Consider the following 23,428-nt stretch of genomic DNA (forward strand, 5'->3'; position numbering starts at 1 on the left):
GGTGTCACTTCAGGTGGGTGATGTAGTCGTGGAGCCTGGTCTTCGGGATGCCGGTGATCGAGGAGACCTCTTCCGGGTCGGCCGTACGAAGCGTCCGAGCGTCATAGATGCCCGCGAGGTAGAGCCTGTCCACGGTCGCCTCCCCGATGCCGGGGACCTCCAGGAGTTCTTTTCGTCCGCGTTCAAAGCTCGCCTTCGAGATCTTCGCCGGGGCGGGGCGCCCGAGGTGCCCGCAGACCATATCCACATGTTTATATACGGTCTCGGGATTAATGCCGGTTTTGCTTGCGAGGTAAGGGATGGGAAGGTAACAGAAGTCGTCGGGGCTCGCGACGCCGCCTGCCTGGTACTTCTTCAGGCTGACCGCGGGAACCCCGGCCTCCCGGAGGGCGCGCTCGTTGCAGAGGCCGCGAGCCGCTTCCAGGAGCTCGGTCCCGGTAGCCTCCGGGATCCCGGCTTTCTTCACGGCCGCAGGTTCGGCCAGCGAAAGGGCGTGGATATCCCCGATCCCCTGCTCAAGGAGGCTCTTGATGATCTTTGCGTGGCTCCGGCCTTTCCTCGGGGGAACGATCTTTCTAATGAACTTCCTGAGCTCCGAGCGGCGCCGGAGGACCTCGAGGGCATCCTCTGCCTCTCTTGCGAGCTCTGTGGCCTCGTCTGTCCCGGCACCGATGGCGTTCGCGAGATCTTCAGGCTGCATGCCTGCGATCTCGGAGACCGTGTAGATGTGGTGCGCATGCAGGCGGTGCATGAGGTCGTCGTTCATCGAGGGCATCATCTGGAGCGCCTCGACGTTCGAGGCGATATGGCTGCAGAGTGGACAGCCTATGTCCCACGGGCGAGCCCCCTTCCTGATCAGGCGGACATGGCTGAGTCCATGCTTCTCGCAGACCTCATCGATCCGGATCGCCTTGCCCCAGGTGCTGCCGGGCAGGCTGATGTTGAACCGGCACTCCGGGTAGCCGGTGCATCCGATGAACTGGGAGACGCCGATATGCCGGATCCGGAGGTCGTGGCCGCAGGCGGGGCAGGGCCCGACGGTGTGCTCCTCCGCGGTCTGTTCCATGATCTCGGTGCCGATCTCCTTCTCGTTCTCCTCGAGTTTGTCAAAGACCCTATGCAGCATCTCCCGCGACTCGGTGACGACATCTTCGCGGGAGCGCTGGCTCTCCTTGATGAGCTGCATATGCTCTTCAAGCGTCCGGGTCATCTCGGGCTCCGTGATCGTCTCCGCATGGTTGTCGAGCGCATCTATGACGGCTCTCCCGACGAGCGTCGGGCGGAGCGGGTTCCCCTCCACGTAGCGGCGGGAGACGAGTTTACCGATCACCTCGTGCCGGGTGCTCTTCGTGCCGAGACCGAGTTCCTCCATCACCTGGATGAGACGGCTCTGGGAGAATCGCGCCGGCGGTTGCGTCTGCTTCTCTTCGAGGTTCACCGCCTTGATCGGCAGCCGTTCACCCGGGGCAAAGACCGGGAGGAGGTTCTCCTTCGCCTCCGAGTAGGGGTAGACACGGCGCCATCCCGCATAGAGGAGCCTGCCACCCGTGGCTGTGTAAGGCTCTCCCGAAGCGTCGAAGAGGCACTTGGTGGTCGCCCATGTTGCGTCGGGGGAGAGGGTTGCAAGGAACCGCCGGACGACGAGTTCGTAGACCTTCCACCGGTCCTGGCCAAGGGCCTCGCGGGTCGCTGCCCCCGCAGGGTGGATCGGCGGGTGATCGGTGCTCTCCTTCTTGCCCCGGGTCGGGACCGGTCGCCGGTTTTGTTGCACCCAGGCGACGTCCGCGTCGAACACCCCTCCCTTGAGCGTATCGAGGATCCCGTTCAGGTTCAGGGACTTCGGGTAGACCGTGTTGTCGGTCCTTGGGTAGGAGATGTACCCGTTCATGTAGAGGTCTTCAGCGATCCGCATCGCGTTCGCCGCCGAGAGGCCCAGGCGGCTCGCCGCGACGATGAAGGTTGTTGTGTCGAACGGCGTCGGCGCCCGGTCGGTCTTCTGCCCCTCTTTCACGTCCGTGACCACGAGCGGCTCCTTCGTCCCCGCCTCGGCGGCGAGGGCTGCCTCATGATCGGTGAACCGCCCGGCGGTATGCCGGGCCTCCACTGGCACGCCGTCCTTCTCGGTCGCAAGCGAGAGCATCCAGTAGGTCTGGGGGACGAAGTTCTCGATCTCGCGCTCCCGCTCAACGATCATGGCGAGCGTCGGGCTCTGGACCCGGCCGACGGAGAGGATGTTCGTGCCGCCCCGGCGAGCGGCGAGGCTGATGAACCGGGTCAGCGACGCGCCCCACATCAGGTCGACCAGCTGGCGGGCCTCGCCGGCAGCCGCAAGTGCGAAGTCGAGGTCGGTCAGGTTCTCAAAGGCCGACCGTATCTCCGCCGGCGTTATCGCGGAGAACCGGGCCCGGTTGATCCTGACCGTAGGGTTCACCGCGCGGACGAGCTCGTAGGCCTCCTTCCCGATCAGTTCTCCTTCGGTGTCGTAGTCAGTGGCAATCGTGACGAGGTCGGCCTTCTTCGAGAGTTTCTGTATGATATTGACGATCTTCTTCTCGGTCGGCTTCTTGACGGTCCCCGCATCGATGAGGCTCCGCGGGGTGTGGACCTCGCTCCTCCAGTTCGTGTAGCCGGGCTCGAAGTCCACCTCCACCACGTGCCCTTTGAGGCCCACCACCGTCTTCGTGTTAAAGGAGTAGGTGGATACGTTCCCATCCTTTGTTGCCTTCACCTTCTCGTTGCCCGCGAGGATCTGTGCGATGCGGTTTGCCGATATGTTCTTCTCTGCGATGATCAGATGCACTGCGGATTACACCCCGTTACTCTCGATACATTCGGATACGATTCGTCCGAGTTCACGCGGGTCCGCTCTGCCCCGGGTCTCCTTCATCACCTGCCCAACGAGGAAGTTTAAGGCACCCTTCTTGCCGGCCCGGTAATCCTCGACCGCCTGTGGGTTTGCGGTGATCACGGCCTGAACGATCGGGGTGAACTCGTCACCGGCAGCCTTGCCGAGCCCTGCACGTTCTACGATCGCGGCAGGTGTCTCGCAGGGCCGGCCCGCGGCACAGGTATCAAGCATCTCCCTGAGTACCTGGACCCCGGCCTTATCAGTGACAGTCTCCGACCGGAGGAGCGCGAGGAGTTCTGCGATACGGTCGGGCGGGACAGCGGCGATGCTCATGTCGCGGTAGTTGAGCTCCCCGAGCAGGGTATCGGCCACCCAGGTCGCGGCGAGGGCCGGGTCGACATGAGCGACCTCTTCATAGAAGTCGGCAAGCTTCGGGTCGCCGGTCAGGGTCCGGGCGTGGTTGAGCGATATGCCGTACTGTGTCGTGAACCGGTTCTTCCGGGCGACCGGCAGTTCGGGGAGATCGATCCCCGCAACCCATCCCGCGACACGGAGCGGCCGGAGGTCGGGCTCAGGGAAGTAGCGGTAGTCATGCTCCTCCTCCTTGCTGCGCGCGGAGGTGGTGATCCCCCGCCCTTCCATGAAGTGCCGGGTCTCCCTTGTCACCTTCTGCCCGCGCCGGAGCAGGTTCTTCTGCCGGGTCACCTCGAAGGTGAGAGCCTTCTCGACGCCCTTGTAGGAGGAGATGTTCTTGACCTCGACGCGCTCCGAGCCCTCAAGCGATATGTTTGCATCCACACGGAGGGAGCCCTCCCGGTCGCCGTCGAAGACCCCGAGGTACTCGAGGATCGTCCTGAGTTTGTTGAGGAACCGGCGGGCCTCCTGGGGGGAGCGCATGTCCGGTTCGGTGACGATCTCGAGAAGCGGTATGCCGGATCGGTTATAGTCGACGAGCGAGTACTTCGACCCGCCGGCGATGTGGATGAGCCTTCCCGGGTCCTCTTCGAGGTGCACCCGGGTGATCCGGACGATCTTCTCGTGCCCTTCGTCGTCCTCGATCTCGACGGTCCCCTCGATCGCGAGCGGTTTGTCGTACTGGGTGATCTGGTAGGCCTTCGGGAGGTCGGGGTAGAAGTAGTTCTTCCGGGCGAACTCGGACTCCTCCGGGACTTTCATATCGAGGGCTTTTGCAACCCGGAGGCCGTACTCGACCGCCTTTCGGTTCAGGCGCGGGAGCGCCCCGGGCAGGCCGAGGCAGACCGGACAGCAGTGGGTGTTCGGCTCGTCGTCGCGGTAGTCCGTCGAGCACCCGCAGAAGAGCTTCGTCGCCGTCGCGAGCTGGACGTGGATCTCAAGGCCGACGATCGTCTTCATTTCTTCACCTCCTGCTCATAGGCAAAGGCAGCGTCGACGACGCGCTCGTCCTCGAACTGTCTTCCCATCAGCTGGAGGCCCACGGGGAGGCCGTCCACCCTGCCGCACGGGACCGATATCGCCGGGATTCCGGCGAGATTCGCCGGCACCGTGAGGATGTCGGAGAGGTACATCGAGAGCGGGTCGGTCTTCTCGCCGATGCGGAAGGCCACGGTCGGCATCGTCGGGCCGGCGATGATGTCTACGTCACAGAACGCTCGTTCGAAGTCCTGCTGTATGTTCCGGCGTGCCACCTGCGCCTTCGCGTAGTACCTGCCGGCGTAGCCCGCCGAGAGGGCGAAGGTACCGAGCATGACCCGGCGCCTGACCTCGGTCCCGAACAACTCCTGCCGGAGGTCCTGGTAGGCCTCGTGCCAGGTCTTCCTGGTGTCGACCGCCGGACCGTAGCGGACGCCGTCGAACCGGGCGAGGTTCGAGGAGGCTTCGCTCGTGCAGATGACGTAGTAAGCGGCAAGCGCGTGCCGCATCCCGGGGATGCTCACCGGGACGGTGATGGCCCCGAGCCCCTCAAGGGCGCCGATAGCATCCCGGACCGTCTCCGCGATGCGGGGGTCCACGCCCTCGCTGAAGTACTCCTCCGGTACGCCGATGCGGAGGCCCTTGATCTCAGCCGCCGGCTGGTGGTTGTAGGGCCGATCGAACATCGTCGAGTCGTGGGGGTCGTACCGGGCGATCACCGACATCAGCCTTGATACCCCCTCCACCGTCTGCGCCATCGGCCCGATCTGCTCGAGAGAGTTTGCATAGGCGATGAGGCCGTAGCGAGAGACCCGGCCGTAGGTGGGTTTGAGCCCCACGATCCCGCAGAATGCTGCAGGGCACCGGATCGAGCCGCCGGTGTCGGTGCCGAGCGCCATCGGGACGAGGCCTGCGGCAACTGCGGCCGCGCTCCCGCCGGACGACCCGCCGGGCACCCGTGATGGGTCCACCGGGTTCCTGGTGGGGCCGAACGCGCTCGTCTCGGTGGTTGAGCCCATGCCGAACTCATCCATGTTGGTCTTGCCGACGATGGCGGCCCCTGCTTGCCTGAGGAGCCCCACGACGTGGGCGTCATACGGCGGGACGTAGCCCTCGAGGATCCTCGACCCGCAGGTGGTCTGTATCCCTGCTGTGGATATGTTATCCTTGACCGCGACGGCGGTGCCGGCGAGCGTGCCATCACCGAACGGCGCTGTACTGCAGGTGGTGATGAATGCGTTATACCGGTCGTCCGGCGAGAAGTCCAGGGTCCCTGCCACTCACATCACCCTTGGCGCTCGTATAAACCCGTTCTCGGTCGAACCCGCGTTAACAAGAGCCTCTTCCTGGGAGAGGCAGGGCCGGGGCTCGTCTTCCCGGAAGACGTTCGTGATCACGGTTGCCGGAGCGCTTTCCCCCTCGACGGTGTCAAGAACCTCAAAGTAGTCGATGATTGCGTTGAACTGGGTGGTGAACTCCGGCACCTCATCTTTTGATATACCGATATCCGCGAGTTCTGCTATATGTTCAATATCTCTTTCAGATACCATGTTCCGCCCTACTGATCTCCGTTAAGTACCCTTGTACCGACTTTTTATAACCGTTTGTACGTGCGAGTCGCTGTATCGTCAGCCAGATCCCGCTCCCGTATTGCATCGCTTTCTTCTCGGCTCGCGCAATCTCGGTCGGGATGTGCCGTTCTGCAACCTCCCGGAGGGGGTACTTTCTCACCCCGCCGCGCACCCTCTCGGCAGCCGGGATCGACCTCGCAGCGCGCACCACCCGGACGTCGAGGTAGGGCATCGAGAAGTATACCCCGTGCAGCGCCGCCACCGCCTGGTCTCGCGCCCTCTGGCGCTCATGGTCCCCGAAATCTCGTTCGAGTTCCGCTGCGAGGTCCGGGGAGGAGAGGTAGCGCGCGTAGCCACCGAAGAGCTCGTCGGCCCCCTGCCCGGCGAGGATGCGGGTATGCCCGTGCTCGCCTGCCCATGCGGCGACAAAGAAGAGGGTCGTTCCTATCGCGGCATCGACCGGGTTCGTCGGGTCGGGGATGACCCGGACGACCCGGGCAAGCGCCTCTTCGACCTCTTCCTCAGTCGGGTTGACGATCGCGAGGTCAAGTTCCATCATCCTTGCGGCCTTCTCCGCCCACGCGACGTCGTGCGAGCCGCGGAGCCCCACCGTCACGCAGGGGAGGCGGGCGAGCCCGGCGATGAGGCCTGAGTCGACGCCGCCGGAGAACGCTACCACGCCCTCGTCGCTCCGGAGACCGATCGCGGTGACGATCGCCTCCTCGAGGGTGCAGGGCAGAGGGTCGGGGGCCACCCGGGCCACCTCCCGGCCGCTAGAGGAGACAGTCCCCGGCGGGACCGGGCCGGGCATGATCCCGAAGGCGTCCCGGGCGGTGCAGTCGCCCCGGGCGAGCAGGAACTCGCCGCCGCACCGGGCAAGAGACTGCGGCTCCTCGCGGAGCATCCGCTCCACGTCAGTCGGTGAAAGCCGCACACCGTCATGTTCTATCCAGCCCTTCAGGTTCATAGTCGGCATATTCTGTAATCCGGCAGGTTGTTGCCATGAGGTGAGCACGATACACGCTCGCCTCAAAAAACGGATCCGCTTCAGTGTTTGCACTGGTGAATCATAAATATATGTACAACGCCCGGGCTCACAATACGCATTTTTTGGAGATATCTAGCAGATTTGTCTCTCTGGCGAACAGAATGGGGCGCGCACTCCCTCAGGGGGGTGCGCACCCGGGCCCGGTGCTCCAACAGTGAGGCGCGTTGTCCCGGTCGCCGCTTCACGGGCAGAGCGGCCGGAGCTTCTCGACCAGGCGGTCCACCTGCCGGACCGCCGTCCCGATGTAGGCGTCCGGGTCGAGGAGCGCATCGAGTTCGGCACGGGAGACGAACGCCGTGACCTCGGGCCGTTCGCTGAGCACCTGGCTGAGGTCCCGGTCTTCAGCGAGGGCCTGCATACTCGCGGTCCGCATCACCTCGTGGGCCTCCTGCCGGTTCATGCCCCGCCTGGTGAGGTCGATCATCACCGATTCAGCGAGGTTCACGCCCCGGAGCAGCATCAGGTTCTTCCGGATGTTCTTCCGGTTGAACTCAAGCCCCTCCATCACGTCGATCATCACTTTGAGGATGTGGTCGGCAAGCACCGAGGCCTCCGGGAAGAGCACCCGCTCGGGAGAGGAGTTTGTGAGGTCGCGCTCGTCCCAGAGGACGTTGTTTTGCAGCGCCGGCTCGACCGCGGACCGGACGATCCGGGAAAGGCCGCAGACCTGCTCGCTCTTGATCGGGTTTCGCTTGTGGGGCATGGTGCTTGAACCCACCTGTTTCTTCCCGAACGCCTCCGCGAGTTCCCCGATCTCGGAGCGTTGCATCAGGCGGACCTCAAGCCCGATCTTGTCGAGCGTGGTCGCGACGTTGGCGAGGAGCATGAAGTACTCCGCGTAGCGGTCCCGCGCTATGATCTGGTTAGAGACATCGACTGACTGGATCCCGAGGAACTCCATCATCGTCTCCTGGATCTCAATACCAGGATCTCCAAGGGCTGCCTGGGTGCCTACGGCACCGGTGAGCTGCCCGACGACGACGCGGGGGCGCATCTGGCGGAGCCGCTCGATATGGCGTCCAACCTCGCTTGCCCAGATCGCGAACCGGAGGCCGTAGGTGGTGGGAACACCGATCTGCCCGTGGGTGCGGCCGGCGCAGACGAGGGTCTTCGTCTCGGCGCTCCGGAAGAGGAGAATACTGAGGAGTCTCCCCAGTTTTTCCTCGATGAGCGCCAGGCTCTCACGGAGCTGGAGGGCCGTCGCCGTATCCAGGATGTCGTTTGAGGTCGCGCCGTAGTGGATCCATCTGCCCGCGTCCCCGCAGACCTCGGTGACGGCCTTGACGACCGCCATCATATCGTGGTTGATCTCGGCCTCGATCTCCTTCGCCCGCTCAAGGCGGGCCTCCGGCGCGCGGGCCGCGATCGTCTCCGCATCCTCGCGGGGGATCATCCCGTGCGCCGCCTCCGCGCGGGCCAGAGCCACTTCGGTCGTGACGATCGCCCGGAACCGGTTCTCCTCATTCCAGACGGCACGCATCTCGGGGGTGCCGTAGCGGTAGTCGATGGGATGGATTGCCATAGTAGAGAAGTGTTGGTATTCTCGCTACAAAAAAGGGTTGCCGCCCCTCTCCCCGCGCCGCGGGGCTCGCCGTCATATCCACTCTTTTTTCCGAAAGTAGAGGAGCATCACGAGCGCGACGCCTATCATGAGAAGAAGGACGAAAAGATATCCCCAGGGCGAGTCTTCGAGCGGTATGTTCATGAGATCCATCCCGTAAAACCCCGTGATGAAACTTAACGGGATGAAGATGCTTGCAACGATGGTGAGAATGGTTGTGATCTCGGCGAGCCTGTTGTTCTGGTTCGAGGTATGGAGATCCATCACGCCGGAGAGGGTATCCCTGGTGTATTCCGCAACCTCGGCCGCCTGGATGCACCGGTCGTATACATCCCGGAAGTACGGGATCGTCTCCTTCCGGACAAGGCTCAACTCACGGCTTGCGAGCGATCCGAGCACCTCACGTGCCGGCATGGCCGCTCTCCGGATGGTCAGGAGATCTTCTTTGAGTTCGTAGATCTGCTTCAGGGCGAGCGGGTCCGTGGAGGCCAGAACTCTGCCCTGAAGGTCTTTCACCCGGTCGTCGACCGAATCGAGGATGGAAAGATATATGCCCACGATGGCGTCGAGGAGCGTGTAGGCCAGGTAATCCGGCCCAGTATTCCTGAGGGTGCTCTGCTCGTTCTTGAGCAACTCCCTGACACGATCGAAGACGTGGAACGGCTGCTCCCGGAACGTTATGACGTAATTCTCCCCGAGAACCAGGCTGACCTGCTCGCTTGCAACCCTGCCATGCTTGACCGAGAGCATCCTCACCATGACGGCGATGTAACTCCCGAACTCCTCCACCTTCGGCCGCTGGTCCGGGGCTGTTATATCCTCCATCGTGAGCGGATGGATGCCCGCCTGTCTTCCGAGCACCACGAGTTCGTCGCGCTCCGGCACCCCGACGACGTCGATCCAGGTGACCGTCTCCCGGCCGATCCAGGACCAGGCCTCAGTGAGTTCGATGCATTCGCGCTCCTCAAGGCGATCTTTCGTGTAGTCGATGACCCGGATCGAGAGTTGTGGACAGGTCTTCTCCTGTTGCATCTCCGCCTCCTGGTTGCCGCCCCCCGCGACGGGATGGAAGCATCTTACCGGGACGCCGCCTGGAAGGGGTCTTTACATTCGTGCAAAGACCGGTGCCCCCGCGTATAAGGCCCCGCTCGGTGAGATCCATGGGTGCCCTCTCCGGGGTGCCTCAACCGGGTATAAAACATCACTGTCCCGGGGCTATGGCAACTTTCCCGGCCTGCCGCTCCCGTTGGTCATATCCACCCCTTCTTCCTGAAGTAGAGGAGCATCACCCCCGCGACGACCGCCATCGAGGCAAGGGCCGCGGGATACCCCCAGGGATGCCTGAGTTCGGGCATGTGTGCGAAGTTCATGCCGTAGAGCCCGGCGATGAAGGTGAGCGGGATGAAGATGGTAGCGATGATCGTGAGGACCTTCATGATCTCGTTCATCTTGCTGCTCTGGCTCGAGAGGTAGACGTCGAGGGTCCCGGTCATCATGTCCCGGTAGGTCTCCACGGTCTCGGCGACCTCTATGGTGTGATCGTAGACGTCACGGAGATAGACGAATGTCGGCTCACGAATCAGGGGGGATTCGCCCCGCTCGAGTTCCGCCACCACGTCACGGAGCGGCCAGACCGACCGCCGGAGCGCAACCAGGGACCGCTTCAGGGCGTAGATCGCCTGCAGGGTCTCACGATCGGGTTCTGCCACAACCTCCTCTTCAACCGCCTCGATACGCTCCCCGAACTCCTCGATCACGGCGAAGTAGCCGTCGACGATCGCGTCCAGCAGGGAGTAAAAGAGGTAGTCCGCCCCCTCGCTCCGGATCCTTCCCGCTCCTGCACGCAGCCGTTCCCGGATGCGCTCGAAGAGATCTACCGGCTGCTCCTGGAACGAGACGACGTAGCCGTTCCCGAGCACGAGGCTGACCTGCTCGGTCTGGAACTCACCGTCGCCGTCGGGGGAGAGCATCCTGATCGCCACGTAGAGGTAGTCGCCATAGTCCTCGATCTTCGGCCGCTGGCGAATGTTCGCGATGTCCTCCAGGGTCAGCGGGTGAATTCCGGCGGCTTCCCCGACATCCCGGATAACCCCGGCGTCGTGGACGCCGTCGACATTGATCCAGGTGACCGTCGGGCGGGTGATGAGGTTCCGGAGGTCTCCTGCCCGGGTGCAGATCCGCTCGTCGAGACGGTCTCTATCGTAGTCGATGACCGTGACGGTGACCGACCGTGCGCGGGCAGTATCGGTGTAGATGAGATCCTCTGCCCGGCTGTCATGTCGGTTCATTGGAGATCAGATTGATTCTGGTCTGGATGAATGAGCCAAAAACGGGGGAGATTTGTTGAGTTCACTGCTTTGCCGCCTCGTCCTCACCTTTCGCCTTCGCTGCCGCGCGGCCGATCAGGATGACCGCGATCACCGCGATGATCGTCACGATAATGGCATATGCCAGCATTGCGAGGAGTGTGCTCTGCTCTCCGAAGACGAGTGCGAAAATCTCCTGAATAGCGCCGTTCCACGCAAGAGCGGCGACCAGGCCAAATGCGGCCGTGACAAGGGCCGCTATCTTCTCAATGACCTCAGTCTTGAGTGACATACCGATCTCACCGTTGAGCGGTATGTCGGGCAACTTATAAAGGTTTCTGAAATTCATTCTGGTGCTCTCTTTTGCGCAAGGACACTCCCGGGGGGCGCTGAATACGAAGAGGGTGTCTGAGGATCGTCATTACGAGAGAGGAAGGTATATGGGTGAGTGTCATCCCGTATGGGGCAGAATCAGGCGATTTGATGGCCATAGATGGAGGCAGAAGCCCCCTCCACTTTCGCCCCGGGCACCCAAACTACATTGACGTCAGCCGTCAACCTGTATACAATGGATACCCTCGACGACTGGTTCCCTTACCGGGAGTACCGGCCTCACCAGCGTGAGATGCTTGAACTGGCCGCATCCGTCGCACGCGACGGCGGTATCGCCATGATCGATGCGCCGACCGGGAGCGGCAAGTCGAGCGTGGTCTCCGCGCTCCTCGCGGAGAGCCGGGGACGCAAAGTGCTCGTCGCCGTCCGCACCATCAGCCAGCTTGCCACATTCATGCGGGAACTCGAGCTTGTCCGGAAGAAGCGCGGCAGGCTGAAGTTCGCCTACCTCATCGGCAAGTCCAGCATGTGTCCGCTTGGCGGCGAGGGGGACGTCTACCGGCGGTGTGAAGGCGTCAAGGCCTTCTCGACGGCGCTGATGCGGGAGCGGGCGCAGAAAGGGTCGCTCGTCCCGGCAAACGACCGCCAGATCAAGCAACAGATCCGGAAGATGGACCCGGACCACCCGCTCATCTGCCCCTACTTCATCCACGGCAAGTCTTTTGTGGAGCCCGAGGATGCGGGGCTGAAGATGATCCCGTCGGCGGCCCTGCGCGTCAGGGCGGAACGGGTGAGCACCGAGATGATCTGGCCCGACCAGCTTGCCGGGTTCTGCGGCGACATCTGCCCCTACGACACGATGATGCACGCTGCGCGGGACGCCGACGTGATCCTCGTGAACTTCTACCATCTCTTCGACGATATCATCCGGGAGCAGCTTTACCAGTCTCTCGGGATCGAGGGGCACGACGCCCTGCTGCTCATCGACGAGGCTCACAACTGCGGCGACGTCGTCCAGAGCATCGAGAGCGTGACGATCGAGGAGCGCGACATCGTGCAGGCCGGGCACGAACTAGCCGGGCGTCGGCGGTCGCAGCAGCAGGCGGACGCCATCACCCAGATCCTGCCGCAGATCACCCGGTTCATGGAGGCGCTCAAGGCCTCGCACGAGGTTGAGGACTGGTTCGACCCCGGTATCTTCCAGCGGATGATCCTTGCCGGCACGCTCTACCAGAACCTGGAAGGGGTCGTGGACGATCTCCTCAAGATAAGCGAGGGGATCCGCGAGAAGAACATGCAGGCGGGTGAGTTCCGGGAGAGCGCGATCGAGCGGTTGACTGAGTTCTTCTACCGGATCTTCCGGTCTGCGGCCGACCCGGCGTTCCTGACCGTCTACCGGAAGGGAGACGACGGCACGGTGGCGCTCGAGGTGAGGAACATCGACCCGAGCACTAAACTCCAGGATATCGCCCGGGCGCACGCCTGCTGCGTCTTGATCTCCGGGACACTCTCCCCCATCGAGAGTTACCGCCGCTACTACTTCGGCGATCTTGACGTCACCACGGTATCGCTCCCGAACTCCTTCCCGCCGGAGAACCGTCGACTCTTCTGTGCAAACGACATCACCACCGCCTACTCGATGCGCCGGGACCCCCGGAACCTTGCGCGAACGGAGGACTACATCACCACGTTTGCCGCCCTCCCCGGGAACCTTGCTATCTACTTCCCCTCCTACGACCTCTTGAACACCTTCGCTGAGCGATGTAGCCCCCGTATCCGGAAGAAGCAGATCTACATCGAGTCCAAGGACACCTCAGCCTCGGCCGCGATGCTCCGGGAGTTCATGGCCCTCCCCGGGACGGGCCGCTCCGGCATCCTCTTTGCAGTCTGTGGCGGCAAGTGGAGCGAGGGCCTCGACTACCGGGGCGAGATGCTCTCGGGAGCGCTGGTCATCGGTCTCCCGCTCGCGCCGTTCAACCGCGTCAGGAAGATGGTCATCGACTACTTCCGGATGAAGTTCGGCGAGGAGGGGGAGTTCATCAGTTACACTCTCCCGGCGATCAACCGCGCCCTGCAGGCGTTAGGGAGGGTACTCCGGACACCTGAAGACCGGGGGATGCTCATTCTCGGGGATAAGCGGTTCCTCGAGTCCCGGGTCCATGCCGGGCTGCCGCCGTGGATGCGAAAGGAGATGACCGCCTCTACCATTGATGAGTTCCGGAAGGAGGCCGGACGATGGCGATTGTGAACGGGTCGTGCCGGTTCGGCCTCTGGCACGTCCACGTGGCATGGCAGGACGACCTCGTCTACCGGGTGCGGTTCGCCCGGGAGGGCCTCAACGGTCCGGTCCCGGATGAGATCCTGCGCTACTGTGCCGGCCGGCCGGCCGACCTCTCAACCCTACAGAGTATCGCAACCGAGGGGGACTCGGTCTCTGCCCGGATCTACCGCGCGGTCCGGGCAATTCCCTGCGGGGAGACCGTCACCTACGGCGAGATCGCTCTCGGGGTCGGGACCGCACCCCGGGTAGTCGGCTCGGCGATGGCGCGGAACCCGACCCCGATCGTGGTACCCTGCCACCGGGTCGTCGCAAAGACCGGTATGGGCGGGTTCACCCCGGACCTGGCGATCAAGAAGGACCTCCTCGCCATGGAAGGCCGGACGCCCGGGCCCTGCCCAGAGATGGGAGAAGTTAACAGGTAACTCTGTCATACATTATACCTGAGTTTAATGAAGATCGTGGTCCTGGGTGCGGGAGCGGTCGGCCTGACCATCGCCGCAAAGTTGTCCCGCGTCGCGGATGTTCATGCCGTTGCGAGGACGCGGCATGTGGACGCCGTGCGGGAACGGGGTTTCCTTATGACCGGTATATGGGGTGAAGGAGCGTACCGTTTCAGCTGCTCCGAAGGGATCCCCCACGAATGGTGGGACGCCGACTACTACATCATCGCTGCAAAATCCACCGACACGGAGGCCGTCTGCCGCCAGTTCGCCGACCATATCCGGGGTCACGAGGTGATAAGTCTCCAGAACGGCATCGGCAACGAGGAGATCATCGGGCGGTTCACCGACCGCGTCATCGGCGCTATGATCATCACCGGGTTCGAGTGGCGGGGCGATGCGTCGGTCAACGTCTCGGTGGAGGCGTCGCCCATGAGAGTGGGGCGGTTTCCATCCGGTGCTGACGATGCAGTCAAAGTTCTCGTGAATCTTCTCGAGACTGCCGGTATCCGGGCGGAGATGACCGATGCGATCCAGACCTATCTCTGGGGAAAGACCCTCTACAACTGTGCGTTAAACCCGCTCGGCGCCCTCATGAACGTCCCCTACGGTGCCCTCACCGACCCGCATGCCTGGGCGGTCGTCACCACGATCGTCCGGGAGGCTTACCGGGTGGTGGAGGCCGAGGGCATCATCCTCCCCCGGGAGACGCCGGAGGCATACCTGGAGTATCTCCGCACCGCCCAGCTTCCGGCAACGGCCGCCCACCACTCGTCGATGCTCCAGGACCTCACTGCAGGAAGAAAGACCGAGATCGACTTCATGAACGGTGCTGTCGCGGCGCTCGCCAGGAAGCACGGTATCGACGCGCCGTACAACGCCTGCATCACTGAACTGATCCATTTCCGGGAGCGGCTCTGACAGCCGAAAGAGAGGTATGCGGTCGGCGGTTATCCTTGTGGGCGGCGCGGCGCGGCGTGCCGGCGGGCGAGAGAAGTACTTCTTCACCTTCCAGGGAAAGACGTTCATCGACCGTCTCATCGATACCCTCCAGGAGGTGACAGACGAGATCGTGGTGGTCGCCCGAGATCCGGGCCAGTGCGAGCGGTTCGGCCACCTCGGGGAGATCCGGTGCATATCGGATATCAGGAGGGACCTTGGGCCCATCGGCGGCCTGCACGCGGGAGCCCTCGAGGTGCATGGCGACTACCTCTTCGTTGCTGCCTGCGATATGCCTTGCATTCACCCCGGGGTGGTCCGGCTGCTCTTTGACGCCGCAGCCGGGTACGATGCCGCCATCCCCTGCTGGAACGCTGATATGCTCGAGCCGCTCCACGCGGTCTACCGGCGGGGGGCGCTGCTCGACTACCTGAAGGAGCACGAGTCGCTCTCGCTCCGCCCGATGGTGAGGAGTTTCAACACCCACTACGTCTGCGTCGAGAGGATCCGGGAGATCGATCCGGGCCTTCTGACGTTCACGAATATCAACAACTTACAGGACCTCGAATCGATCGACCCGCAGGCAGACCTCGGCCAGGATGGTACGCATAGGCCCGGTCAGGAGTCGTCCTAGTCCGGAAGAAGAACCCTGGCTTCCCCGAAAGTCACACAACGGGTATCCGTGGCCCGGCAGTCCCGTGCCGCCCCGGAGAGGGATCGGCCGGGAGCCGGCGAGCCTTCCTGGAGGACAGGGGCGGTACGATCCCCGCAAACGTTATATATCCTCTCTGAGAACTCAGGGCCTGATGTCGTCGGGGGAAATGTCTTCTACCAGCTCTATCACCGCAGGCCCGGGCGAGCGCGGGAGCGTGCAAGCACCGCCTTCCTGGTGCAGGCGCCGCCGCTCTCGGGCCGGCCGGTTCATGCCATCGCTTCTTCTGCTCTGCTGTCTCATCGCACTCATGTGTGGGCCTGCTTCTGCTGCCGAGGGGGAGTACCTCGCCGTCTGGGAGGTGGGAGCAAGCGACGTCGTCAGTTCTGTGGCGATTGCGCAGGACGGCTCCACGATCGTCGCCGGTGCAGGCTCGTTGGTATACGTCCTGGACCGGGAGGGCAACGTCCTCTGGCAGACCGTTGCCGGTTCCAGTGTGAACGGCGTCGGAATATCGCCAGAAGGGTCGTACATCGGTGTCGCTGCGGACAAACTCTACCTCTTTGACCGGGACGGGGAACTGCTCTGGACCGAGAAGACGACCTTTGTTTACCGCGATGTGGCACTCTCGTCGGACGGCCGATATATCGCTGCCGCATGCGACAACGGTGCGATCTATCTCTTCGATCGGAACCATAAGCAGCTCTGGGACTATGATATGGGAACCGACAGTTACGCGATCGCGATATCGAAGAACGGCCGTAAGATTGCGATTGGCTGCGAGAACGGCGGGGTCTACTCTCTCAACAGCAGGGATGGGGAGTCCTGGAGTTACGGCACCGGCAAGCGTGTGGAGGGCATTGCCCTCACCCCCGATGCACGATTCGTGGCGGCCGGGTCGCTTGATCGGTGCGTCTACCTCTCGACGGGGGAGGGGGAGCACCTCTGGAAGTACCCAACGGAAGATGCCATCCGTTCAATGGCCATGACAGACGAGGCAGAAGAGATCTTCGCTGCATCCGGCAGGACCGTCCTCGTTCTCGACCGGGCGGGGGTCGTGCTCCAGGAGATCACCCTCGGCGGCCGCGCTGAGTCCGTTGCCGTGACCCCCGACGGTTCGTTCCTTGTCGTCGGGGCAGGTGACGGTGACCGGTCCCTTCGTCTCTTCACCGACGATGCGACCCTTATCGAGAGCGAGGACCTGACGGGGGCCGCGGTGAACGAGACTGAACCCCTGGACCTGCTACCGGCCGACGTGACCCCACCCCCTGCAGATGACCGGACGGGTGCAGCGGCGGAACCGGACACGCAGAACGAGGAAACCTCACTCCCCGCGCTCGTGCTCGGGTGGGTGGAGAACGTCTTGAATCTCCTCTTCAAACCTCAGGACGGCTTCCTTGCCTGACCTTTTTTTTGGACACTAGACCCTGTGCCTGCTCCCGCTCGCGTCGCGCATGTAATGCCCGAACTCACTGCTCTCGATCAGGGTGTCCCCGGTAAAGACAGGGCCGTCCTTGCAGACCCGCAGGCCGTGCGGGTCTGTGCAGCACGACCCGCAGAGGCCGACCCCGCACTTCATGTAACGGTGCAGGGAGAACTGCCCCCGCTCCGCGCACCCTTCCCGGTCGAGGACGGCGAGCACCGCCGCCATCATGACCTCGGGCCCGCAGACGCAGATGTGGTTGTAGTCGGCGAGGTCCACTCTTGGCATGAGCCCTGTCACGAACCCGTGGTGACCGGCGGTGCCGTCGTCGGTCGCGACCATCAGTGTCGCAGATTCACGTATCCGGTCGGCGAAGAGGAGCTCGGTGGCCGTCCGTGCGCCGAGGAGGAAGGTGTCCACCTGCCCGGCCGTGACAAGCGGCAGCAGCGGGGAGGCGCCGACGCCTCCGCCGATGGCAAGCGTCCTCCCGGAGACGGTAAACCCGTTCCCGTAGGGGCCGCGGATCCCGATCCGGTCGCCCGCGTGCATCGCAAAGAGGGCAGCGGTTGCGTCCCCTACCTCCTGTACGGTGATCGAGGACGGGGAGGAGAGGGCCATCGGGATCTCGTCCACGCCCGGCACCCAGACCATCACGAACTGGCCCGGACGGGCGGCGATCTCCCGGTCGAAGACGAACGTCCTGATCGACGGCGTCTCCTCCACGATCTCCTGGATCGTCACCCCGACGGGCATCTGCTCACGCATGAGCACACCCCACGATCTCGCGTGCGTCGACGCCGTCCGGGCTGTAGAGGTCTTCTGCGATCGCAGCAAAGATGCCGATGTCGTCGATGACCGCGCTTCCGATCTCCACGGCGCTTGCGCCTGCCATCATCATCTCGACGACGTTGTCGGCGGTGGCGACCCCGCCGCACCCGATGATCGGGATGGAGCACGCCTCATAGAGGTCGTAGACACACCGGACGGCGACGGGGAAGATGGCTCTCCCGGAGAGCCCGCCGAAGCGGTTCCCGAGTACCGGCCGGCGGAGAGCCGTCGAGATCCGCATCGCCTTCACCGTGTTGACCGCGACGATCGCATCCGCCCCACCGCGCTCCGCGGCCGCCCCGATCTCCCCGATATCGGCGACGTTCGGGGTGAGCTTCACCCAGGTCGGGACCCCGAGGGAGGCTGCCGCCCTCGTGCACTCCTCCACGAGAGCGGGGTCGCTCCCGATAGCCGCTCCATACCCCTCCGCGTGAGGGCAGGAGAGGTTCAGCTCGAGCCCGGACGCCTTCCCGGCAAACCACCCGGCGACTGTCCGGAACTCTTCAGGAGTTCCCCCGAAGATGCTGACGATCACCGGCTCGCCCTGCAGGACGGCGAGTTCTTCTGCGAATGCGGCCGAGGGGTTCGGCAGGCCCATGGCGTTGATGATACCGCCGTCGACGACGATCAGACAGGGTCCGGGGTGGCCCTCTTTCGGGCTCGGGCCGATGGATTTCGTGACCACTCCGCCTGCACCGTTCGCGAGGAGACGGGCGAGAGACGCCCCGGTAGTTCCGAGGATGCCGGCCGCCAGCAGAAGATGATTCTTCAACCGGATGCCGCCGACCTCGATAGGGCCAGGATAAAGCGCAACCATTGAAAAAAGGTGGGAGCAGGGTATTATTATACTCTCGCGCCAAGTATATTCAGGAAGAACTATGTGCTCCGCTCTCTGGAGCCCGGATGCCGGTGCGGGAGGCGGTAAGGCGGTCGTTTTCCCTGCAGGATTATTATTCTCCGCGCAGGTGAGGCCCCTTCGTGCGCACAATCTTGCTGTTATTCAATAAGGAGCGATTTACCATGACCTCGCTTGCAATCCTTGGTGCCGGAAAGGTGGGGGGCGAGACGGCGTTTCTCTCCGCCGCGCTCGGCCTCGCCGATGAGATCATCATCCATGATGTATACGAACCCATCCTCCGGGCACAGGTGCTCGACCTGCAGCATACAGGTATCGACGTCGCGTTCTCCACCGATACGACGGCGATGCGGGAGGCCGATATCTTCGTCTTTGCGGCAGGCACGCCGAGGACGCCCGATATCAAGACCCGGGCCGACCTCCTCGAGGCCAACGTCCCGGTGGTGAAGCGCTGCAGCGAATCTCTGCGGGGGTTTGACGGGATCGTCATCACCGTCACGAACCCCATGGACGCAAACAACTACGGCCTCTGGAAGATGATGGGTCTCGACCGGCGGCGGTGCATCGGGTTTGGGAGCCAGCTCGACAGCACTCGCTTTGCCTGTTTCCTCAGGGACGCGGGAATTCCGGGGCCTGCCTGGGTGCTCGGCGAGCACGGCGAGCGCCAGGTGCCGCTCTTCTCCAGGACCGGCGCATCTGTCGACATTGAGGACCGGGAAGCGTTCCTCTCCCGGATGCGGGGGGCGAGCATGGAGGTGATCCGCGGGAAGGGCGGCACGATCTTCGGCCCCGCATACCACATAACCATGCTGATACGCGCGGTCCTCGGAGACCGGCGGGAAGTGCTCCCCTGCTCGTGCGTGCTTGACGGCGAGTACGGCCTCTCCGGCTGCTCGCTCGGTGTCCCTGCCCGGATCGGTCGGGAGGGGATCCTCGGCATCGAGGAGTGGGACCTCGATCCGTGGGAGGATACGAAGATGGCAGAGGCCGGGGCGTTCGTGCAGGGCCTCTGCAGGAGATTTGATGACTGATCGCGTGCAGGAGTCGTGCATGAGCGTCCCGGCTACCCTGGATGACTTCGGGAAGGTCCGGATCGGTATCCACCAGGTGGAGTACAGCGTCGGGCCCGAGATCCCGATCATCCACATATTCGGCCGTGACGCCTCCGGTCAAGCTTTCCGGGTCGATGTGACCGGTTTTCGGCCTTACTTCTACGTGCCGGCGAGCCTGGCGGACGCTGCCCCTCTCCCGCGCGAGGTCGAACTGGAGCCCGGCACGACCTACCGCTCCATCCGCGGCGAGCCGCTCCGGCGCCTCTACACCCGGCGGCCCGGCGATGTCCGTGACGCCCGCAACCAGTTTGGCGAGCATTACGAGGCCGACATTCCGTTTGCCACCCGGTTCATGATAGACTGTGGCCTCTCCGCCGGCGTGGAACTCCCGCAAGACACCTCTCCGGTCGACTACCGGGAACTCGCGCCGTCCGATGTCGCAGTTCCTGCGCGCACCTGCATCATGGATATCGAGTGCGTGGACGAGCAGGGGTTCCCCGAACCCGAACGGGACCCGATCATCTGCGTCACCTGCTGGGACTCCTTTGACGAGGACTACACGACCCTCCTCTGGCAGTCCGGGGCGGCGGCGGGCGACGCGCCCGACCTTCGTGTCAACGAGCAGCACCGGGTCGTCCGTTACCCCGACGAGGTCTCGATGCTCCGCGGGCTTGTCGCCTACATCAGGGAGCGCGACCCGGACATCCTCTCGGGCTGGAACTTTGTGGAGTTCGACATCCCTTATATTCTCAAAAGGATGGCAGTGCTCGGCCTCCGGACCGAGGACCTCGCGCGCCTTCCCGGGCAGACCGAGCGAGACGCCGTCCGGGGACGGGCGATCTTCGACCTCCTTGCCGCCTACCGGAAGATGCACCAGGCCCAGAAGGAGTCCTATCGGCTCGATGCGATCGCCGAGGATGAGCTCGGGGTGACGAAGATCCGCTACAGCGGGACGGTCACGGCGCTCTGGCAGTCCGACCCCGCACGGCTCGTGGCGTACAACTGCCGCGACGTCGAGCTCTGCGTCGGGATCGATAAGAAGAACAACATCGTCGAGTTTTACCGGGAGATCTCCCGGTACGTCGGGTGCCCGCTCGACCGGACGCTGAACTCGTCGAACGTCATCGATATCTATGTCCTCCGGAAGGCATCGGGCACGTTCGTCCTCCCCTCGAAGGGGCTCGCCGCCGGGGACGAGTTTGAGGGGGCGACCGTCTTTGAGCCCGCCACCGGCCTCCGGGAGAACGTGGTGGTCCTCGACCTGAAATCGCTCTACCCGATGGCGATGATGACGATAAACGCGTCTCCCGAGACAAAAAATCCCGACGGCGAACTGCGGGCGCCAAACGGCGTCCGGTTCTCTCGCGAGCCGGACGGGCTAACCAGGAGCATCATCTCGGAGCTCCTCGGGGAGCGGGACGAGCGCAAGCGCCTGCGAAACCTCTACCCCTTCGGGTCGCCGGAGTACGTCCTCTACGATCTTCAGCAGAACGTCCTGAAGGTGATCATGAACTCCTACTACGGGGTCTCGGGCTACACCCGGTTCAGACTCTATGACCGTGAGATCGGGTCGGCCGTCACGTCGGTCGGCCGGGCGATCATCAGGCACACCCGCGATATCATCACCGACCTCGGCTACACGGTCCTCTACGGGGACACCGACTCCTGTATGGTGCAGGTCCCGCCGGGAGGCCTTGAGGAGACCATCGCACGGGCGAGGGCGATCGAGGCCCGGTTGAACGCGAGTTACAGCGATTTCGCGAAGGCCGAACTGAACGCCGACACCCACTTCTTCTCCATCAAGTTCGAGAAGGTCTACCGCCGTTTCTTCCAGGCGGGCAAGAAGAAGCGCTACGCCGGGCACCTGGTCTGGAAAGAGGGCAAGGATGTCGATGAGATCGATGTCGTCGGGTTCGAGATCCGGCGGAGCGACTCGCCGCAGATCACCCGGGAGGTCCAGCGCACCGTCATCGAGATGATCCTCCGCGGGGACGCATTCAGCGATGTGCAGCCGTATCTCCGCGACGTCATCAGGAAGTATCGCCGCGGGGAGTACTCCCTCGATGAGGCTGGCATCCCCGGCGGGATCGGGAAGAACCTGGACAGTTACGAGAACGACGATGCCCATATCCGGGGCGCCAAGTACTCGAACGAATACCTCGGGACCGACTTCAAGCGAGGCAGCAAACCCAAGCGAGTCTACATCAAGGCCGTCACGGCAAAGTACCCCAGGACGGACGTGGTCTGCTTCGAGTACGCCGACCAGGTGCCGCCGGAGTTCGTCGTCGACTGGGAGACGATGCTTGAGAAGACGCTCAAAGGCCCCATCTCACGGATCATCGAGCCGCTCGGATGGGACTGGCACGACGTCGACCCATCGCGGACGACGCTCTTTGACTTCGGATTATAAGAAAAGTGTTGAGGGGCGCGTTACGCGATGCCCCTTTTTGCGCGCTCTTCTTCGAGGACCGCGCTGCGCTCGATATTCTTCGACCAGGCGATGCGGCCGTCGACGACCTGCCAGGTGTCCATCTCGAGGACGTCGATCCCTGCCGGGATCCCGGCGACGTTCGCACCGCCGGGTACGACCAGAACTGCCTTATCGACTTTCCCGGCGCTTGCGGCGGCCTGAAGCGCCTCGACGGCGCCGGCCTGAACCACAGGGGCCATATTCACGTTCACGAGCACCCGCTCCGTCCTGCCGGCGACCCGGCGGGAGAGCACGTATTCCGGCTGCACACTGCCGGCGGGAGACCCTGCGTACTGCCACCCCTCCCGGGAAGAGAACCGCCGGGAAAGGGTCTTCTTGACGTCCAGGTGTGTAGAATCCTTTATGCCACCCATATCAATATCCTCTGTTTAACTGTATGGTCACGGTCGAATATAAGCATTATAGTTTCTACCTTCCCTATGTCGTAGCAGATAACCGGTGGGGTTGGCACTCTCCCCAGGCCCAATCTCGGGGCTTGCCTCCCTCAAACCCCGTTATCTCTCGTCATTGATCTCTTTTCTCCCGCGCCGTTTGCGGAGCGAAAGCGGTGGTCGACATAGGTGCAGCATCGGAAGATCCGAAGGAACACTTTTATGCTACCACCGTTACTATCCGGCGGGGTTTGTTAGTATGGCAGAAGCAACGCAGACGGATGCCGGGGTTGTAGAAGCGTATGAGAGACTTGCGCGCGAGGTGCTGGAGCGGCCGGAGAGCATCCCGAGCGCTATCCACAATCTCCTCCTGAAACTGGCGGAGACCCATCCGGGAGCAGTCTACTGGATCGTCCGGAAGTTCTACCAGGAGTACCTCCGGCTCTACGTCTCCGATACCGGGTACATCGGCATCGCAGACCGGTATGAACCCGACCTGATGTATCCGGGCGACATCGTCCTCTACATGGTGCCCGAGAGCCCTCAACCGGGCGACGTGGTCCAGATCTCCTTCACCGATAAGGATGAAGTAAGCGTCTACGTCATCCATGGACGGGTCATCCAGTGCAACGATGACCGTTCGATCCGGGTTGCCGATACCAGCACCGGCGAGGACTATACGGTCGTCGACTGGAACATCCTCGGGAAACTGGTCAAGGTCATCCCATTCGGCTCCGATGAGTGGCAGGAACTCTTCCCTGCATCCGGCGTCCCGAACGAGTGGCTCGCGACATCGATCGAGGAGAATATCCGTTCTGTCCAGGACTCAGACGTTGCCGGGAAGGACGACGCGATCGCCGAACTCAAGCGCCGCCTTGAGGTTGTGATGTAGAGCCGGAGGCCTGCTCAGCGCTCAATCCGATACGGGTTTTCAGGTTCGTGGACCGGGGAGCATTCCTGGGGCGATCCCCCTTCTTGCAGGCGCTTGTAGTGTCTGTAGAGCGGCGTCTCTTCGTTGCCTCTCCCGACCCTAACC

The 23,428-nt window shown here is 63.3% G+C and carries 20 protein-coding genes; 8 read left to right on the plus strand and 12 right to left on the minus strand.

The window, feature by feature from the left end; all coding sequences use genetic code 11:
* Positions 1-4 precede the first annotated feature (4 nt).
* From V6K60_RS06200 to V6K60_RS06240, 9 genes are all read right to left on the minus strand, one after another.
* A complete protein-coding gene (locus V6K60_RS06200; RefSeq protein WP_332449641.1) occupies positions 5-2,800 on the minus strand; it encodes a DNA topoisomerase I in 2,796 nt (931 codons plus the stop codon).
* A gap of 6 nt (positions 2,801-2,806) precedes the next feature.
* Complete coding sequence (gene gatB / locus V6K60_RS06205; RefSeq protein WP_332449642.1) at positions 2,807-4,222, minus strand: Asp-tRNA(Asn)/Glu-tRNA(Gln) amidotransferase subunit GatB; 1,416 nt, start codon at positions 4,220-4,222, stop codon at positions 2,807-2,809.
* Positions 4,219-5,520 (minus strand): Asp-tRNA(Asn)/Glu-tRNA(Gln) amidotransferase subunit GatA, encoded by a 1,302-nt coding sequence (gatA, locus tag V6K60_RS06210; RefSeq protein ID WP_332449643.1) that lies wholly within the window; start codon positions 5,518-5,520, stop codon positions 4,219-4,221. Before gatA ends, gatB begins: the two co-directional genes overlap by 4 nt.
* The gene (gene gatC / locus V6K60_RS06215) at positions 5,521-5,790 is read right to left on the minus strand and encodes an Asp-tRNA(Asn)/Glu-tRNA(Gln) amidotransferase subunit GatC (RefSeq protein ID WP_332449644.1); all 270 of its coding nucleotides are present in this window, start codon (positions 5,788-5,790) and stop codon (positions 5,521-5,523) included.
* Positions 5,780-6,787, minus strand: a complete 1,008-nt coding sequence (locus V6K60_RS06220) for an asparagine synthase C-terminal domain-containing protein (protein ID WP_332449645.1) — start codon at positions 6,785-6,787, stop codon at positions 5,780-5,782. The genes gatC and V6K60_RS06220 overlap by 11 nt, the downstream gene beginning before the upstream one ends.
* Before the next feature lie 253 nt (positions 6,788-7,040).
* Positions 7,041-8,381: an adenylosuccinate lyase gene (gene purB / locus V6K60_RS06225; protein WP_332449646.1), complete on the minus strand. Its 1,341-nt coding sequence runs from the start codon at positions 8,379-8,381 to the stop codon at positions 7,041-7,043.
* A gap of 72 nt (positions 8,382-8,453) precedes the next feature.
* Positions 8,454-9,452, minus strand: a complete 999-nt coding sequence (gene corA, locus V6K60_RS06230) for a magnesium/cobalt transporter CorA (protein ID WP_332449647.1) — start codon at positions 9,450-9,452, stop codon at positions 8,454-8,456.
* 218 nt (positions 9,453-9,670) lie between these two features.
* On the minus strand, positions 9,671-10,708 hold the full coding sequence (gene corA, locus V6K60_RS06235) for a magnesium/cobalt transporter CorA (protein ID WP_332449648.1): 1,038 nt from the start codon (positions 10,706-10,708) through the stop codon (positions 9,671-9,673).
* 61 nt (positions 10,709-10,769) lie between these two features.
* Positions 10,770-11,018, minus strand: a complete 249-nt coding sequence (locus V6K60_RS06240; protein WP_332449649.1) for a DUF5654 family protein — start codon at positions 11,016-11,018, stop codon at positions 10,770-10,772.
* Between the two features lie 276 nt (positions 11,019-11,294).
* On the opposite strand from V6K60_RS06240, the gene V6K60_RS06245 reads away from it, so the two are divergent.
* The 5 genes from V6K60_RS06245 (at position 11,295) to V6K60_RS06265 (ending at position 16,776) form a co-directional block, all read left to right on the plus strand.
* The gene (locus V6K60_RS06245) at positions 11,295-13,307 is read left to right on the plus strand and encodes an ATP-dependent DNA helicase (protein ID WP_332449650.1); all 2,013 of its coding nucleotides are present in this window, start codon (positions 11,295-11,297) and stop codon (positions 13,305-13,307) included.
* Positions 13,295-13,762 (plus strand): methylated-DNA--[protein]-cysteine S-methyltransferase, encoded by a 468-nt coding sequence (locus tag V6K60_RS06250; protein WP_332449651.1) that lies wholly within the window; start codon positions 13,295-13,297, stop codon positions 13,760-13,762. The genes V6K60_RS06245 and V6K60_RS06250 overlap by 13 nt, the downstream gene beginning before the upstream one ends.
* 27 nt (positions 13,763-13,789) lie before the next feature.
* On the plus strand, positions 13,790-14,701 hold the full coding sequence (locus V6K60_RS06255; RefSeq protein ID WP_332449652.1) for a ketopantoate reductase family protein: 912 nt from the start codon (positions 13,790-13,792) through the stop codon (positions 14,699-14,701).
* Positions 14,702-14,717: 16 nt separating this feature from the next.
* A complete protein-coding gene (mobA, locus tag V6K60_RS06260; RefSeq protein WP_332449653.1) occupies positions 14,718-15,353 on the plus strand; it encodes a molybdenum cofactor guanylyltransferase in 636 nt (211 codons plus the stop codon).
* A 289-nt stretch (positions 15,354-15,642) separates the two neighbouring features.
* Positions 15,643-16,776, plus strand: a complete 1,134-nt coding sequence (locus V6K60_RS06265) for a WD40 repeat domain-containing protein (RefSeq protein WP_332449654.1) — start codon at positions 15,643-15,645, stop codon at positions 16,774-16,776.
* A gap of 15 nt (positions 16,777-16,791) precedes the next feature.
* On the opposite strand, the gene V6K60_RS06270 is transcribed toward V6K60_RS06265, so the two are convergent.
* Together V6K60_RS06270 and V6K60_RS06275 are read right to left on the minus strand one after the other, a co-directional pair.
* Positions 16,792-17,559 (minus strand): dihydroorotate dehydrogenase electron transfer subunit, encoded by a 768-nt coding sequence (locus V6K60_RS06270; protein ID WP_332449655.1) that lies wholly within the window; start codon positions 17,557-17,559, stop codon positions 16,792-16,794.
* Complete coding sequence (locus V6K60_RS06275) at positions 17,552-18,439, minus strand: dihydroorotate dehydrogenase (RefSeq protein WP_332449656.1); 888 nt, start codon at positions 18,437-18,439, stop codon at positions 17,552-17,554. The genes V6K60_RS06270 and V6K60_RS06275 overlap by 8 nt, the downstream gene beginning before the upstream one ends.
* A 203-nt stretch (positions 18,440-18,642) precedes the next feature.
* Between V6K60_RS06275 and V6K60_RS06280 the strand changes: the two genes are divergently transcribed.
* Positions 18,643-19,509 (plus strand): malate dehydrogenase, encoded by an 867-nt coding sequence (locus tag V6K60_RS06280; RefSeq protein WP_332449657.1) that lies wholly within the window; start codon positions 18,643-18,645, stop codon positions 19,507-19,509.
* A gap of 19 nt (positions 19,510-19,528) precedes the next feature.
* Complete coding sequence (locus V6K60_RS06285; protein ID WP_332449712.1) at positions 19,529-21,940, plus strand: DNA-directed DNA polymerase; 2,412 nt, start codon at positions 19,529-19,531, stop codon at positions 21,938-21,940.
* A 20-nt stretch (positions 21,941-21,960) separates the two neighbouring features.
* Here V6K60_RS06285 and V6K60_RS06290 read toward each other — a convergent pair whose 3' ends face one another.
* The gene (locus V6K60_RS06290) at positions 21,961-22,374 is read right to left on the minus strand and encodes a hypothetical protein (RefSeq protein ID WP_332449658.1); all 414 of its coding nucleotides are present in this window, start codon (positions 22,372-22,374) and stop codon (positions 21,961-21,963) included.
* A gap of 277 nt (positions 22,375-22,651) precedes the next feature.
* Here V6K60_RS06290 and V6K60_RS06295 point away from each other — a divergent pair, with 277 nt between their 5' ends.
* Positions 22,652-23,284, plus strand: coding sequence for a hypothetical protein (locus tag V6K60_RS06295; RefSeq protein WP_332449659.1), 633 nt, complete (start codon positions 22,652-22,654; stop codon positions 23,282-23,284).
* Positions 23,285-23,428 lie beyond the last annotated feature (144 nt).

It is taken from the genome of Methanoculleus sp., from assembly GCF_036677455.1.
In the GTDB taxonomy this organism is placed as follows: domain Archaea; phylum Halobacteriota; class Methanomicrobia; order Methanomicrobiales; family Methanoculleaceae; genus Methanoculleus.